Origin of the sequence: Anaerococcus obesiensis, assembly GCF_016599815.1 — a bacterium.
GTDB classification, from domain to species: domain Bacteria; phylum Bacillota; class Clostridia; order Tissierellales; family Peptoniphilaceae; genus Anaerococcus; species Anaerococcus vaginalis.
This window is the reverse complement of the sequence record NZ_CP067016.1, coordinates 227,630-244,170: the sequence shown is the minus strand read 5'-3', so window position 1 is coordinate 244,170 and position 16,541 is coordinate 227,630. Positions and strand designations below refer to the sequence as shown.

The 16,541-nt window shown below is 31.3% G+C and carries 10 protein-coding genes; 7 read left to right on the top strand and 3 right to left on the bottom strand.

The genetic code is table 11. The features are described from left to right. Positions 1-268: 268 nt before the first annotated feature. A complete protein-coding gene (glsA, locus tag I6H46_RS01240; protein WP_019118505.1) occupies positions 269-1,198 on the bottom strand; it encodes a glutaminase A in 930 nt (309 codons plus the stop codon). Positions 1,199-1,283: 85 nt separating this feature from the next. Here glsA and I6H46_RS01235 point away from each other — a divergent pair, with 85 nt between their 5' ends. Both I6H46_RS01235 and I6H46_RS01230 read left to right on the top strand, forming a co-directional pair. After that, positions 1,284-1,880, top strand: coding sequence for an HD domain-containing protein (locus I6H46_RS01235; protein WP_004839310.1), 597 nt, complete (start codon positions 1,284-1,286; stop codon positions 1,878-1,880). Next, the gene (locus I6H46_RS01230) at positions 1,877-3,013 is read left to right on the top strand and encodes an MFS transporter (RefSeq protein WP_200225971.1); all 1,137 of its coding nucleotides are present in this window, start codon (positions 1,877-1,879) and stop codon (positions 3,011-3,013) included. Before I6H46_RS01235 ends, I6H46_RS01230 begins: the two co-directional genes overlap by 4 nt. An 11-nt stretch (positions 3,014-3,024) precedes the next feature. Here the strand turns inward: I6H46_RS01230 and I6H46_RS01225 are convergent, their stop codons facing one another. Then, positions 3,025-3,300 (bottom strand): GNAT family N-acetyltransferase, encoded by a 276-nt coding sequence (locus tag I6H46_RS01225; RefSeq protein WP_019118503.1) that lies wholly within the window; start codon positions 3,298-3,300, stop codon positions 3,025-3,027. Between the two features lie 131 nt (positions 3,301-3,431). On the opposite strand from I6H46_RS01225, the gene I6H46_RS01220 reads away from it, so the two are divergent. After that, complete coding sequence (locus I6H46_RS01220) at positions 3,432-4,214, top strand: hypothetical protein (RefSeq protein ID WP_234287379.1); 783 nt, start codon at positions 3,432-3,434, stop codon at positions 4,212-4,214. A gap of 30 nt (positions 4,215-4,244) precedes the next feature. On the opposite strand, the gene I6H46_RS01215 is transcribed toward I6H46_RS01220, so the two are convergent. Beyond that, complete coding sequence (locus I6H46_RS01215; RefSeq protein WP_200225969.1) at positions 4,245-6,092, bottom strand: heavy metal translocating P-type ATPase; 1,848 nt, start codon at positions 6,090-6,092, stop codon at positions 4,245-4,247. Between the two features lie 221 nt (positions 6,093-6,313). On the opposite strand from I6H46_RS01215, the gene uvrB reads away from it, so the two are divergent. The 4 genes from uvrB (at position 6,314) to I6H46_RS01195 (ending at position 16,389) form a co-directional block, all read left to right on the top strand. Continuing rightward, positions 6,314-8,293 (top strand): excinuclease ABC subunit UvrB, encoded by a 1,980-nt coding sequence (gene uvrB, locus I6H46_RS01210; protein WP_019118500.1) that lies wholly within the window; start codon positions 6,314-6,316, stop codon positions 8,291-8,293. Next, a complete protein-coding gene (gene uvrA / locus I6H46_RS01205) occupies positions 8,294-11,107 on the top strand; it encodes an excinuclease ABC subunit UvrA (protein ID WP_019118499.1) in 2,814 nt (937 codons plus the stop codon). A 743-nt stretch (positions 11,108-11,850) separates the two neighbouring features. Further along, the gene (locus tag I6H46_RS01200) at positions 11,851-12,630 is read left to right on the top strand and encodes a Rib/alpha-like domain-containing protein (RefSeq protein ID WP_200225967.1); all 780 of its coding nucleotides are present in this window, start codon (positions 11,851-11,853) and stop codon (positions 12,628-12,630) included. 63 nt (positions 12,631-12,693) lie between these two features. Further along, positions 12,694-16,389 carry a Rib/alpha-like domain-containing protein gene (locus tag I6H46_RS01195; protein WP_200225965.1) on the top strand — a complete coding sequence of 1,232 codons (3,696 nt, stop codon included), beginning with the start codon at positions 12,694-12,696 and terminating at the stop codon, positions 16,387-16,389. Positions 16,390-16,541 lie beyond the last annotated feature (152 nt).

The window sequence follows — 16,541 nt, the reverse complement described above, 5'->3', positions numbered from 1 at the left end:
TAATGAACTTAGAATTTATTTATTTTGGGCTTATATACTTATTAAATTTGGATAATCGATTTAAAAAATGAAAGAAACGCAAGTTTCTTTCTGATTTTGCTCCCTGCAAGGGCCGGTTAAGGGGGTTCGTTGAAAGGGGTTTAAGGGGAAAAATTGTGGGGACAATCGGAAGTCCCCTAATTTGTCCCCTTAATAACGAAGAATTAAAAAAATATCCTAATTTATTATTTTATTAAATTTTTTATTCAAAAAAGTCTTTTTCATATTTCTACAGAAATATATTTAGTCCTAAGTCTGCTGATAATATTTTTAATAAATTTTTCCCAACAACTGAATTTCCTGATTTATCTAATTTTGGGGAATATACGCAGATTCCGCATTTGTTTGGTACAACGCCTAAAATCGCTCCGCCTACTCCTGATTTTGATGGGATTCCTACTTTCATTAAATATTCTCCACTTTTTTCGTACATTCCACACGATGCCATTTGGGCAATTGTCATTTGGACTATGTTTTGTGGAATTATTAAATTTGATGAGTGGATGTCAAAGCCTTCGTTGGCAAGGAGCGCTCCTAGTTTTGCAAGGGATTCTACGTTTGTTCCTATTGAACAAATTCTAACGTATAAATCTAAAACTTCATCAGCGTTTTGGGCAAAAATATTTTTGCTTTTTAAATAATAAGCAATTGCTCTGTTTCTGTCTGTTGTAGAAATTTCTGATTCGTAAATATTTTCCATAAATGTAAATGTGCCATCGTTGCTCATTTGTTTTATTAATTCCATAACTCTATTAAATTTTTCTTCTTCGCTTTTTCCATAAATCATTGATGTTGTTGTCATTGCTCCAGCGTTTATAAAGGGATTTGCTGCCCTTTGGTCAATTGGAATTAATGAATTAAATTCGTATCTTGTTGGTTCTGTTCCAACTTTTGAAAATACTTCGTCTGTTGTGTTGTCTTTTAGTGCCATAATTAGGGTAAAAATTTTTGAAATGGATTGAACTGAAAATATTTTTTCTTTTTCTCCAAAATTATAAATATCTCCGCCTGTTGTTACAATAGAAAGGGCAAAGGCGTTTTCGTCTACGTTTTTAAGCTCGGGAATGTAGGAGGCAACTTCGCCTTGGTTTGAAAAATTTTTTGCTTTTTTTATGCATTCTTCTATCTCTTTTTCTATATCTTCTCTTTTCATAAACATAATATCACCTACTTACAATTTTATATAAAATATTTACCCGATTTGATATAATAATAATTAATTAAAGAAATAAAAGGAGTTTCTTATGATTATTTTGGAAATATTAAATGAAGATAAATGGCTAGAAGATTTTAAATTTTTTGAGGATTTTAAAAATTCTTCTTATTACAAAATTTTGTTAGATACTTATAAAAATTTAAATACAAAAATTCTTTACCAAAGCAAAATCCACGGTCAAGGTCATATTGAAAGAGTAATTTTTATTTCTATGCTTTTGGCTTTTAATTATAAATTGGACAAAAATGATACTGATATTTTAAGATTTGCTGCATCTTTGCATGATACAAAAAGAGTTGACGATTCTTATGATACAGAACATGGTTATAGGGCAGCTTTATATTCGATTGATTATGCAAAAATAAATGAAAGCGATAAAAATATTCTTCAAGCAGTTTTGGCAGTTCATTCAAGACCTGATAAACAAATGGATGAAACAATTGAAGAATTTTTTGTAAAAGATATGGATAGGGCTAGATATTTGTCAAAACTTTTCAAGGATGCTGATGCTCTTGATAGGGTTAGGCTTGGAGATTTGAATGAAAAATATTTGAGAAATGATTTTTCTCATGATTTGATAGATTTTTCTAATAAATTATTTGAAAAATATTTGGATAGACAATGAAAGAAAATTCTATTAGACAAAAAATTGCAATTTTATCAATTTCTTTGATTTTAACAAGCAATAGCATAATTTCTGGAAGTTTAGTTTATATACAAGAAGCCTTCAATCTTACTAGAAATGAGGCTGAATTTATAATAAGTCTTTCAAGCCTTGCTGTTATGATTTTTATTTTTTGTGCAGAATATTTGGCGATTTTTATTGGAATAAAAAATACAGTTTTGTTGGGACTTTTGCTTGTGGGATTTAGCGGAATTATTCCCCTTGTTTTTAGGACATATCCATCAATAATTATTTCAAGATTTCTCCTTGGATCAGGGCTTGGTCTTTTTAATGGGCATTCGGCAAATTATATTAATTTGCTCTACCATGATAATAATGAGAGAACAAAACTTCATGGTCTAAGAAATGCTTTTGAATTTATTGGGCAAATAATTCTTTTTTCCTTGGCAGGAATCCTTGTAAAATTTGATTATATGTACACATTTTCACTTTATACATCAGCATTTCTTATTTTTATATTTTTTAAAATCAATGTAGAAGATGTAAAAATTGAAAAAGAGAAGGCAAAAATCAATTTTGATTCAAATATTTTTCTTTTTATAATTTTTGCCATGCTTATGATTTTAAATGGAACGGCAATGCTAATGAGATTTCCTTTTGTTGCAAGCCAAAGCCGTGGAATTGATGTAAATGTAAGTTTTTATTTAAATTTTGTGCCAATTGTTGGAATGATTTCAGCATTTTTATTTACACCAATCAATTTGAAATTAAGAGAAAAAACTATATTTTTTGGCTTGGGATTTTTTATACTAGCAAATTTTTTGATAGTAAATTTTGAAAATAATCTTTTAGGATTTTTATTTTCTATTTTGCTTTTGACTTTTGGACAATCAATGTGTATGCCTTACATATTTGCAGAAGTGCCAAGATTTGTAAAAGGTCACAGCTCACGAATAGCCACAAATTTAATTTTTATAGGGTGTAATATAGGAGTATTTTTAGCACCATTTTTTATGAAAAGCATGGACAAGCTAATAAATACAAATTCTCTATCACAAGGCTTTGGAAGTTTTGTAATAATTTATTTTATTTTAGTTGGAATATTTTTTAGAAGAAATAAAAAAAGAGCCTAACTGGCTCTTTTTTATTTATAATACACATCCTTATATTTTTCGTCCTTTTCAAATTTATCTTTTATATATGGGCAGGTTGGAATTATTTTTTTATTTTCATCTCTTGCGTATTGAACTAATTCGTCTACCAATTTTCCTGCTATTCCTTGACCGCCATATTTTTTGTCAACCTCTGTGTGGGGTGCATCGATTAGATTTTCTTCTTCTACTATATCTATAAATCCTATTTTATTTTCCTTATCAAAAACTTGCACTTGTTTTTCTTTTTTATTTATTTTATATTCCATAATATCACCTCTATTTTTTTATACCCTAATTAGCTTAAAATATATTTAATTTAATATAAAAAAATATAATATTTTTGTTTAAAGTCGAATTTGCGGGTATAAATATTTTTGTAAGAGAAATTTTTGGAAAAATGAAAGGAATTATTATGAAAAGAGAATATAGTTATGGTTCAGTTATTTTGGTTGAGATTATAGTTGCAGTTTTTGCTTTTGTTCTCAACAGAATTTTTGGCAGCAGTGCAGATGAAAATATAATTTATAATGTCTTATCTTCTGTTATTACTTGGCTTGGTTCTTTTATAATTGCATCAGGTTTAATCAACAATAGAAAGGGAAGTGTTGGAGATTATTTAAATCAATTGCAAAGACTTGATAAAAAAGCAATAATTGTAAATTTAATTCTTATATTTATTACAATTGTTTTGACTTTTTCTTTTGGAAAAATTGGAGTTTTTGATGTAGAAAGTAAGAAATTAAATTTATTATCACTTTCTGTTCTTGGAACACTTCTTTTAGGCATTCTTTCAATTTTTACAGCCTATGCAAATCATATAGTTTCAGATCCAAGAAACAAAGACCAATCAATCATGGATGCACTTAAAAGTGTGTTTGCAATTGGAATAAAATTATTTGGCAAAACAATTTCTTTATATTTGTTGTATATAGTTTTACCAATTATCCTTATTTTTGGAATAATTATTGGAATTAGCGTTGGAACAAGAAGTCCTGAATCAGGTATTGGAATTATTATATTGGGCGGAGGACTTTTAGGTTTGTATTATATTTTAATTTCGCCACTGGTTTCAGCAAGACTTGCTGATAATTATTTAAATTTAACAGGAGATATAGACCAAGAAATTGAAAAAGAAAATACAGAAAACAATAATGAATTTACAATTACAAGAAACATATAAAAATAAGCAGGAAGATAAAAATTCTTCCTGCTAAATTTTTTTATTAAAAATTTTAATTGATGACAAGATTGAAATAATTAAAACTAATGCATCAACAAGGCTTACAAGCCACATTGGACAATATCCAATTAAAGTTAAAATCAAAAGCACAATTCTTGTAAAAATAAGTAAGATAAGATTTTTTTTGGCAGTTTTGTCTACAATTTTTGCAATTTTCATCAAATCTCTTAATTTCCCATAAGATTTATCAGAAATCATTATGTCAGAATTATAAATTGCAATATCTGAAGATTTTTGGCCCATGCTAATGCCAATATCAGAATTTTTCAAAACTTCGCCTTCTTTTATTCCATCTCCAACATAAATAATTTTGTGTTTATTTTTTTGCTCATTTTTTATTATTTCGACTTTTTCACTTGTAGAAATTTCTGCTGCATAGGAAATGCTAAGATTTTTCGCAAGATTTTCAACAACTTTTTCTTTTTCAGCTGATAAAACAGCAATATCCGAAAATTCATTTTTTAAATAATCTATGCTTTCTTTGGCATCATCTTTAATGGTGTCTTCCAAACTAACCTTGCAAACCAAAATATTATTTATTGACATAAAAATTGCCTTTTCATTTGAATCATCTTCAGCATTTACAAAGTCTTTTGAGCCGATTTTTATTTCTTCATTTTCATAAGTTTTTGCCCAAATGTCAATATCATTTATATTTTTACTTGCTATAAAATACGAAAAATTATCTCTGCGTCTAAGATTTTTCACTATGGCTTTTGCAATAGGATCTGCCGATAATTTTTCCAAATTATACAAATAATCCAAAAGCAAATTTTTGTTATAAGGAGAATAATATACAATTTCTTTTAAATCAAATTCCCCAACAGTCAAAGTATTTGTCATATCTGTATAAAAATAATCGCAATCAATCAACTTTTCAAAAGATTTTATATCTTTTACAAGGATTTTATTTTTATTTGCAAGAATTAAGCCAGAAATATATGAAAGAGAAATCCCAAGTATAAAAACTTTTGGACAAGAAACAATCAAAAAACTTGCAGATTTTTGCAAATATTTGCTCAAATCTCCTCCCAAAATAGGGAAAACTACAGCAAGAAAAATTGCCATAGCAATAAGACAAGGCGTATAAATTTTTGTAAATTGCTTAATCAATTTTTCACTTTGAGATTTTTTATTTCTTGATTTTTTTATCAAATTTATAATTTTTGCTGCCATAGATTCATCAAAAACTTTCACAGCCTTGTATTTTATCTCTCCAGTTTTTAGCATAGAAGTTGATAAAATTTCACTTCCCTTTTTAATTTCAATTGGCAAAGATTTGCCATTTAAAAATGAAGTATCCAAAAGCCCTTCGCCAGAAATCACAACAGAATCAACAGGGATGATATTTGCCTCTTTTGCAAGAAGTATATCGCCTTTTTTTATTTTTTTAATCGCAATTTTTGCCAAAGTCCCATCATCCAAAACTTTTGTAACTGTTTTTGGGACAATATCTAATAATTTTTTGAAATTTTCATCTATCGTATCTTTTGAAAGATTTTCAAAAAATTTGCCCAAATTAAATAAAAACATTATGGCACAAGCATCAACAAAAAATCCCATAAAAAACGCAATAAAACTTGCAAGAGTAATAAGGAAATTTTCATCCATAAATTTTTTATTAGAAATTGAATTTATTGCGTTTAAAAAAGTATCTGCTCCAACAGCAATATATATTGCAAGAAAACTAATAACAAGGAAAAAATTTTTCCCATTTTGCTTAAATTTATAAGTAACAAAGATAAAGAAAATTGCAAAAATTGTTAGGACCAACAATTCTTTTTTTCTTTCCTTTTTCATATTTTTAAAAATTTCCATATATATCAACCTTTCATAATTAAATTTTAAATTAAAAATTCTATACTTATATTCACAAAAAATTATAGCAGAAAGGCGAATTTGTGGCAAGATTTAAAGCTTTTAATCCCGAGTAAATAAGTTGAATTTAAAAAGTGAAAGTGTATATTGGAAAAGACTGAAAATAGATTTAAAAAAGAAAAAAGTTTAAAAAATTATGATTTACATAAAGGAAGTGTCAAATGACAAAAAATAAATTTATTTTAAAATCAGACTATACTCCAAAAGGAGATCAGCCAGATGCAATTAAAAAACTTGCTGATGGAATAAAAAATGGAAAAGCTCATCAAATTCTCCAAGGAGTTACAGGTTCTGGTAAGACTTTTACTATGGCAAATATAATTCAAGAAGTTCAAAAGCCAACTCTTGTCCTTGCCCACAACAAAACACTTGCCTACCAATTATTTACAGAATTTAAAGAATTTTTCCCAGACAATGCCGTTGAATATTTCGTATCGTATTACGATTATTACCAACCAGAAGCCTATGTTGCGGCAACCGACACATATATTGCAAAAGATTCTTCAATCAATGATGAGATTGATAAATTAAGACACTCAGCAACAATGAGTTTGTTTGAAAGACGCGATGTAATAATTGTGGCGAGCGTTTCTTGTATTTACGGCTTGGGAGATCCGGAAGAATATAGAAAATTAGTTTTGTCCCTAAGACCAGGTCAAGAAATTTCCCCAGAAGAAGTTATGAAAGAATTAATCGAAAGACAATTTGTAAGAAATGATTTTGATTTTTCGCGTGGAACTTTTAGAAGAAGGGGAGATGTTTTGGATATTTTCCCAGCAGGAAACGAAGAAAAAGCAATAAGAGTAGAATTTTTTGGAGATGAAATTGATAGGATTTCAGAATTTGATTCTTTGACAGGAAAAGTTACAAGCCACATCTCACACGGCTATATTTATCCTGCAAGTCACTACGCAACAAGTGCCGAAAAAGCAGCAGCTGCAATTACAACAATAAAAGAAGAATTAAAAGACAGACTTGTTGAACTTGAAAATGAAAATAAATTAGTAGAGGCTCAAAGGCTTGAGCAAAGAACAAATTACGATATAGAAATGCTAGAAGAAATTGGATTTTGTTCAGGAATAGAAAATTATTCAAGACATTTGTCCCAAAGACCTGCAGGATCTAGACCTTACACCCTTATAGATTATTTTCCAGATGATTTTATGCTTTTTGTTGACGAATCTCACGTTTCAATTCCTCAAGTTGGTGGAATGTATGAGGGGGACAGGTCAAGAAAACAAAATCTTGTAGATTTTGGTTTTAGACTTCCATCAGCCCTTGACAATAGACCTTTGAAATTTCCAGAATTTGAAAAATTAATTAAGCAAACAATATATGTTTCAGCAACTCCAGGTCCTTACGAAATGGAAAAAACAGGAGGAGATGTTGTTGAACAAATCATAAGACCAACAGGACTTTTAGATCCATTGATTGATGTAAGACCAGTAGAAAATCAAATTGATGATTTGATAGAAAATATCCATCAAATTATCGATAAAAATGAAAGAGTTCTTGTAACAACTCTAACCAAAAGAATGGCAGAAGATTTGACTGATTATTTATCAGAAAATGGAATTAAGGTAAAATATCTCCATTCAGATATAAAAACAATCGAGCGAAGTGAAATAATTAGAGATTTAAGACTTGGAAAATTTGATGTTCTTGTTGGAATAAATCTTCTTCGTGAAGGATTAGATTTACCAGAAGTTTCCTTAATTGTAATTTTAGATGCAGACAAGGAAGGATTTTTAAGAAGCGAAACTTCCCTTATCCAAACCATAGGAAGGGCTGCAAGAAATTCAAAAGGTCATGTAATAATGTATGCAGATAAAATTACAAGATCAATGAAAAAAGCCATTGATGAAACCGAAAGAAGAAGAAAAATTCAAACGGAATTTAACGAAAAACACGGCATAACTCCAACGACAATCAAGAAAAACATAGCAGAAATTATTCAAGTAACAAAATCAACAAATGAAACAGAAGAAGTAAAAGAAGAATTCTCACAAGAACAAATTGAAAATATAATTATAAATTTGGAAACAGAAATGTACAAGGCCGCAGAAGAATTAGATTTTGAAAAAGCAGCACAAATCCGTGACCAAATAGCAAAAATGAAAAGAGAATTTGCGGAGGTATAAATGAGTGAAAATAAAATAGTAATAAAGGGGGCAAGGACTAATAATTTAAAAAACGTAGACCTTACCCTTCCTCGCGATAAAATGATTGTATTTACTGGACTTTCCGGATCGGGAAAGTCCACCTTGGCTTTTGACACAATTTATGCCGAAGGTCAAAGAAGATATGTAGAAAGTTTATCATCATACGCAAGACAATTTTTGGGAAATTTGGATAAGGCTGATGTCGATACAATCGAAGGACTTTCTCCATCAATTTCAATCGACCAAAAAACAACCAACAGAAACCCAAGATCAACAGTTGCAACTGTAACAGAAATTTACGATTATTATAGGCTTTTATTTGCAAGAATTGGAGATGCCTACTGTCCTGTTTGTGGCAAAAAAATTGAAGCCCAATCAATCGATCAAATGGTAGATAGGATTTTAAAACTTGAAGAAAAAACAAGAATCCAAATCCTTGCCCCAGTAGTAAGAGCCCAAAAAGGTCAACACAAAAAGAAACTCGAAAATATCCAAAAAATGGGCTATGTGAGAGTGATGATTGACGGCGAAAGATATGATCTTGAAGAAGAAATCGAACTTTCAAAAACAAAAAAACACGATATATCAATAATTGTCGATAGGATTGTAATAAAAGAAGGAATAAATTCAAGACTTGCTGATTCCTTGGAAACTGCCCTTGAACTTACAGATGGACTTGTAGAAATAAATGTAATAGACGGAGATGATTTTATCCTTTCATCCAAACTTGCCTGCCCAGAAGGTCATATTTCCCTTCCAGAAATTACACCAAATATGTTTTCATTCAACGCTCCCCAAGGAATGTGCCCAGAATGTAATGGACTTGGTTTTCATTTGCAAATCGACCCTGACCTTGTAATTCCAGATAAAAATCTTTCCATAAATGAAGGGGCAATCGACCCATACGCCACAAGCGGAAAAGGAACATATTATAATGAAATAATTAAAGCCATTGCCAAAAATCACAAATTTTCCCTTGATGAGCCAATCAAAAATGCTCCAAAAAAAATGATTGATGAAATTTTGTACGGAACAAAAAAAGAAATTTCTTTTACCTTTGACAGCCATTTTTCTGGAAGAAAAAATTACACAGGACATTTTGAAGGAGCAATCAAAAATTTATCAGACAGGTACGAAAGAACAAATTCCGATTCTCAAAAGAAAAGAATGAGAGGCTTTATGAGCGAGGAAGAATGTAAAACTTGTCACGGGCAAAGATTAAAAGATGAAATCCTTGCGATAAAAGTAGATGGCAAATCAATTTCAGAAATTGCAGATATGTCAGTCGACAAAACCATAGAATTTTTTGATAATTTAAAGCTTTCTCCAATGAAAGAAAAAATTGCCGAACTAATAATAAAAGAAATAAAGGCAAGAATAAAATTTTTACAAGACGTAGGACTTGGATATCTTTCCCTTTCAAGAGCAGCCTCAACCCTTTCCGGTGGAGAAAGCCAAAGGATAAGACTTGCAACCCAAATTGGATCAGGTCTTGTTGGAGTTTGCTATGTTTTGGATGAGCCATCAATCGGACTTCATCAAAGAGATAATAACAAATTAATCAAATCACTTAGAAATTTAACAGATATTGGAAATACACTAATAATTGTAGAGCACGACGAAGATACAATGAAAGCCGCAGACTATCTTGTAGATATTGGACCAAAAGCAGGAGTCCACGGTGGAGAAATTGTAGCAAAAGGATCACTTTCCGACATAAAAAAATGCAAAAAATCAATCACAGGAGCCTATCTTTCAGGAAAAGAAAAAATCCCAGTGCCAAAAGAGAGGAGAACTTGGAACAAATATATAGAAGTAAAAAACGCCAGACAAAATAATTTAAAAGGAATTGATGTAAAATTCCCCCTATCAACCTTTACAGCAGTAACAGGAGTATCAGGCTCAGGAAAATCTTCACTTGTAAATGAAATTTTGTACAAGGCAGTTACCAAAAAATTAAATAAATCCAAAACCCACCCAGGAAAACACTATTCAATTGAAGGCGTAGAACAAATTGACAAAATAATTTCCATCGACCAATCCCCAATAGGAAGAACGCCAAGATCAAATCCAGCAACCTACACCAAATTATTTGACAATATCAGAGATGTATTTGCCATGACAACCGAAGCAAAAATGAAAGGCTTTGACAAGGGAAGATTTTCCTTTAACGTAAAAGGCGGAAGGTGCGAAGCCTGTAATGGCGATGGAACAATAAAAGTAGATATGATGTTCTTGCCAGACGTCTATGTTCCATGTGAAGTTTGCCATGGACAAAGATACAATAGAGAAACCCTCGAAGTAAAATACAAGGGGAAAAATATATCCGAAGTTTTGGATATGACAGTAGAAGAAGCCTTAAAATTTTTCGAAAACCATCCATCAATAGTAAAAAAATTACAAACCCTATATGACGTAGGACTAGGCTATATAAAAATCGGTCAACCATCAACAGAACTTTCGGGAGGAGAAGCCCAAAGAGTAAAACTTGCAAGCGAACTTGCAAAAAGATCCACAGGTCAAACCCTATACATTTTAGACGAACCAACAACAGGCCTTCACATGGCAGACGTTCACAAATTAATAGAAGTTTTAAACAGATTAGTCGACCAAAATAATACAGTAGTAGTAATAGAACACAATCTTGACGTAATAAAAGTAGCAGATTACATCATAGACCTAGGACCTGAAGGCGGAGATGGAGGAGGAGAATTAGTAAAAACAGGCACACCAGAAGAAATAGCAAAAACAAAAAAATCCTACACAGGACAATTTCTTAAAAAAATATTGTAGAAGATAAAATATATTTCAATAAGAAAATCAAGAAGAAAAACTAGGATAAAGATTAAAAATATAAAAATAATAAAACTTTAGCAATAAAACAAATATAGAATTACAAAGAAAAAAATGGGGTGTAGCGTATTTTTATTTTCAAATTAATAATGAATCACTAAACTAACTTTGTCTATAATCTAAGGCCACCTTGATGTGGTCTTTTATTTTTTCTATTTTTCTGGTATAGTAGAAAAAATCAAAACTCATTTTTCAAATATTTTAAGCAAGTAGGCAAGTCGTGATTTTTTATTTTTTTCAGATTTTTTCACGACTTAGCCATCTCATTTTTTTATTTAAATATTCAAAAATTTTTAAAATGTTTAAATTTAGAATTCTTTATTTTTATTTCCAAATATTTATAAAATAATCTCTTTTTGCTAATAATAATTCATCAATATTCACAAAAATTTGATAATAAAAATCAAAACGCTGATAAAATAGTAAATAATTTTAAATATATTTACTTGAAAAATAGATTGAAAAAATATTTATAAATTTTAAAGTGAATTATTTATGAATATTTTCAATAAGGATATTATAAAAATAAGTGGATTTTTTAATGAAAATGATATAATAATCTATACATAAAATTCTAATTTAAAGTTATGGTACAAAAATATGTTGCAAAAAGTCTTGCATAAATTATCATATTTCTGTATTAACACTTTAACAAAATATATTAATGAAAGGATAAGAAAATCATGAACAATTCGAAAAAGATGACTGAAATCATCGAAAAGAAAAAAGAATTAAGTCAAGAGAAAACTCCTAAGTATGGTACAAGAAAACTATCCATTGGATTAGTTTCATGTATGTTAGGATTTTCATTAATAATTGCTCCGGGATCTTCTAAGGCTGCTGAAGCTAGTGAAAATGAAACAGTAGCAACAGAGACAAATACGCCAGAAGAAAATCCAGTTGAAGAAGCTACACCAGTAGCAAATGAAGAAATTAAAGCAGAAGAAACAAAAGAAGAAGTTGTTGCAAAACAAGCTGATACTTTTATAGAAAAATTAGAAACTATAGAAGTAGAAGAAGGAGAAGAAATTGATTACAAAGAAGCTGTAACCAATCTCCCACAAGATGCAAAACTTGATGTTATAACACCAGTTGATACAAAAGAAGCTGGCGAAAAAACTACAAGTGCAAAAATAACTTTTGCTGATGGATCTGTAAAAGAAATTCAAATCAAAGTTAATGTTAAAGCTGTTGAAGCAACAGAAGAAGCAGAGGATTTAGAATTATCTGAAAAAGTAGAAAAACAAGCAGTAAAAGCTACAGAAAGTCCAAGTACTGGAGTGAGAGATGCAGCACCACCAGAAGACACAGCTACAACTCCAGACGCAAAAAATGCTGTGCATGCTTATGTTGGCGTAGTTAATGGACTAAATATTGATGCAGACCTATCTAAGGCAAGTGATAATCAATTTAAGCCAATTGCAGGTATCAAGGCTTATTTCCAATGGTTTGAAAAATGGTGAAATGGAAAAGAATATTCATCACCAGTTTATACAGCTACATCAGGAGCAGATGGTCAATTACACATGGGAATAAAATCATATATAGCCGAAGATGGAAACTTAATTAGATTTGATGCAGATCCAACAGTATCTGGTGGTAATGAAAGATATAGATTCTGGATTGATGAGTCAACTATTCCAGAAGGATACCAACTTCAATATATAACAGGTGAATCTGTAATATTCCCAGATCAAGGCTTACCAATAACACAAGGTGGTTCAGGATCAAACACTGTTAGAAATATTCATGGTAATTGGAAAATATTATTAATGCAAAAACCACTTGAACAAATGCATAAAAAACCTACACCAACAGAAATCCAACAAGATGGTGGATATCTTACAGGTACAGTTGGTTGGGATTACAAATCAGGAATTGGTGGAATCCAATGGAATACAGTAGCTCAAGTAGATACTCCAGCTAAAGATGTAACAGTAAAAGCTTCATATCTATCAGATTATGCGCTAAAACAAATTTATAGCGAATCTACTGCTGTTTATATGGGCGTTAAGAAACCTTCACATATTCGTGGAACTGGCTGGACAGCTGAGCAAGAAAAGAAATTACAAGATTGGATAAAAGAACAAGTTAAAAAAGATCCAGACAAATGGATAGCTGAAACAGTATCTGCAAAAACAAATGCTGATGGAAAATATATTATCCAATTTAAGGGAACTTGGGGAAATCTAAAGAATAGCGATGCTGGATTAAAAAATTATAATTATAAAGAAGGCCAAAATTCCAGTGGACAAGTTTGGAATAAGTGGACTAAAGAACAAATTGACAGACTTGGAACTGTTGCAGATAAGGCAGACAATGGAAGATTTGATTTTTCAAAAGCTGCTACAAATCAAGTAAAACACGTAAACTATGACTGGTTATTTGTATCTGTAGAAAATGCTGACCATCTCCGTGTTATGACACCATATAATAATAATCAATATACACAAATGAGTGATAAATTTGGTATCCATAGTGGTTGGTCTGGAACTGGATTTGGAGTTGGTGTAACTAATGCTATACCACAAATTTTACGTGCAGACTTTGCGCTTGCTCCAGGAGAAGTTAAATTTAATATAACAAATTATGACTCAGGCAAGAACACTGCAAAAGTAGGAGATGTTGCTAAAACATCAACAGAAGGCCTACCATACAATGGAGAATCAAGTGAGAACTTTAGAATAGTTTGGTATGACGAAGATGGAGATGAAGTTCAACGATCATCGGTTCAAAAACCATCAAGCACAGGTTCACTAGAATCAGCAGACTTTGACACAAGCAAAGTAACAAAGACAACTAATTATACAGCTAAGCTATATAGGGTAGATAGCGCAGGTAAAAATGCAGAATTGCTAGCTCAAGATTCATTTACAGTAGTAGTCGAAGATTCAAAGAAGATTACTTCAATGTATGATGAATTCGAATATAAAAACTCAAATCCTCTAAAAGATGCAACTTATTCTGCTAAGGGACTTCCAGGTGGTCTTACAATTGATCCTAAAACAGGAGATATTAAAGGAGTAGCAAAAGAAAGTGGTAAATTCGAAGTTGAAGTTATCTCAGTAGTTCCAGATGAATCAGGGGATATAACAGCATCAAGGTTCTATACTTTTACAGTTACAGATTCTCCATTAACAGATGGTAATGTAGGTAAAGAATATAATAAAAAAATAGAACCTAAACAAATTGATGGCTATGTATTTAAAAATGTAACAGCTAAATTTATAGATGGAAAAACTATTGATGGTCTAACAATTACAGGAGATCAAATTACAGGAACACCAAAAGCAAAAGTTGATGCTACTCAAGAAGAGCCAAATGTAGAAGTAACTTATGATATCTATCAAGTAAATGAAAAAGGCGAAGAAGTATTAATCAAAAAAGGACATGTAGATAGAGTACCTCTATCAATAGCTGAAGAAGAAAAAGACACAACAAAACCAGAAATTGGTGACCTAGACGATGATGACAATCCAGACACACCAGTAGCTCCAAAAGAAGACGAAAATAATAGAGGACCACAAGTATGGGCAAATGGAGCAAGAGTAACAGAAGGACAAGAAATCACACCAATCAAGGTAAACGTAACAGACGATACAGATAAAAATCCAACAGTAGAAGTAACAGGACTTCCAAAAGGATTAAGATACAACAAAGAAACAGGCAAAATCGAAGGAACACCTGACAAACTAACAAACTGGGCAGACACAGAAGAAGAAAGAGACTTCACAGTAACAATCAAAGCAAAAGATGCAGCTGGAAACGAATCAACAAAAGAAATCCAAATAACAATATTAAGAGATACAGATGGAGACGGAATACCAGATTCAACAGATCCAGACGACGACAACGATGGAATCAAAGATGAAGAAGATAAAAATCCAAAAGCATGGGATGCCAACGTTAACGGAAAAGTAGAAACAACTGTAGGAACACAACCAACAGCAGATCAATACAAAGAAAAGATAACAAACCTACCAAAAGGATCAGAAGTTGTAGTAAAAACAGAACCAGACGTATCAAAAGCTGGAGAAACAAAAGCAGTAGTAACAGTAACATTACCAAACGGAGAAGAAGTAGACGTTAAAGTACCAGTAACAGTAACAGATACAACACCAGCAGAAAAAGATGCTGATAAGTATGATGTAAAATATGAAGATGCAAAAGGAAAAGCTGGAGAAAAAACAACTGTAAAACCAAAAGTTACAGATAAAGACGGAAAAGCTACAAAAGTACCAGAAGGAACAAAATACACATTAGGTAAAGACGCTCCAAAAGATGCAACAATCGATGAAAACACAGGAGAAATCAAATACACACCAACAGAAGCTGACGCTGGCAATCCAGTAGAAATTCCAGTAGTAGTAACTTATCCAGACAAATCTACAGACAATGCAACAGCAAAAATCAATGTAGCAAAATTAGACGATATCATAGACAGAACAGCTGATCCAACAAAACCAACACCAGCAGGATATGTAAGAGTAACATTTGAAGCTGGCGAAGGAGTAAATCCTCTTGAAGGAGCTAAGGTTTATGATGTAAAAGAAGGCACAGTTCTTACAGCTGACAAATATCCAACAGTAACAGCAAAAGACGGATATGAAAATCCAACATGGTCAACAAAACCAGGAACAGCAATTACAAAAGATAATGCAAAAATTACAGCAATAGCTACTAAGAAAAACGAAGAAACTTCAAAAAAACCAGTAATCAATGATGTAACTGAAGGCGATGCTAAAATTTCTGGTACAGGTGTAGCTGGATCAGATATTGTTGTAATGAAAGGCAAAGATTTTATTCTAAAAACTAAAGTAAAAGACGACGGAACTTGGTCTGTAGATGTTCCAGCTGGAAAAACTCTTAAAAAAGGTCAAAAAATAGTTGTAAAACAAACTGAAAAAGATAAAAAACCAGCTACAGAAAATACAACTGTAAAGGAAAAAGCTCCAGCAGCTAAACCAGATGCTCCAACTCTAAAAGCAAATGATGATGGTTCTGTAACAGTAACACCACCAGCTGACAAAGACGTTGATGTTGTTCAAATCACATACACTGATGAAAAGAATCATCAAGGAACTCTTGTAGCAACAAAGGGCGATGATGGAGTTTGGAAATTGCCAGATGGAACTGACCCATCTATAAAAATAGACCCAACTACAGGCGTTGTGACAATTCCTGCAAATCAAGTTAAAGATGGAAGTGAAGTAAAGCTATAGCTCAAAAAGGTACAGATGTATCAGAAGTAGCGAAAGTAAATGCAAAAAATAATCCAGTAACTAAAAAAGAAATCACAAAATGGGTACAAGAAACAGCTGATGGAAGAACAATTGAATTAAAAAACAAGATGGTGCACATCCAGATAACGATG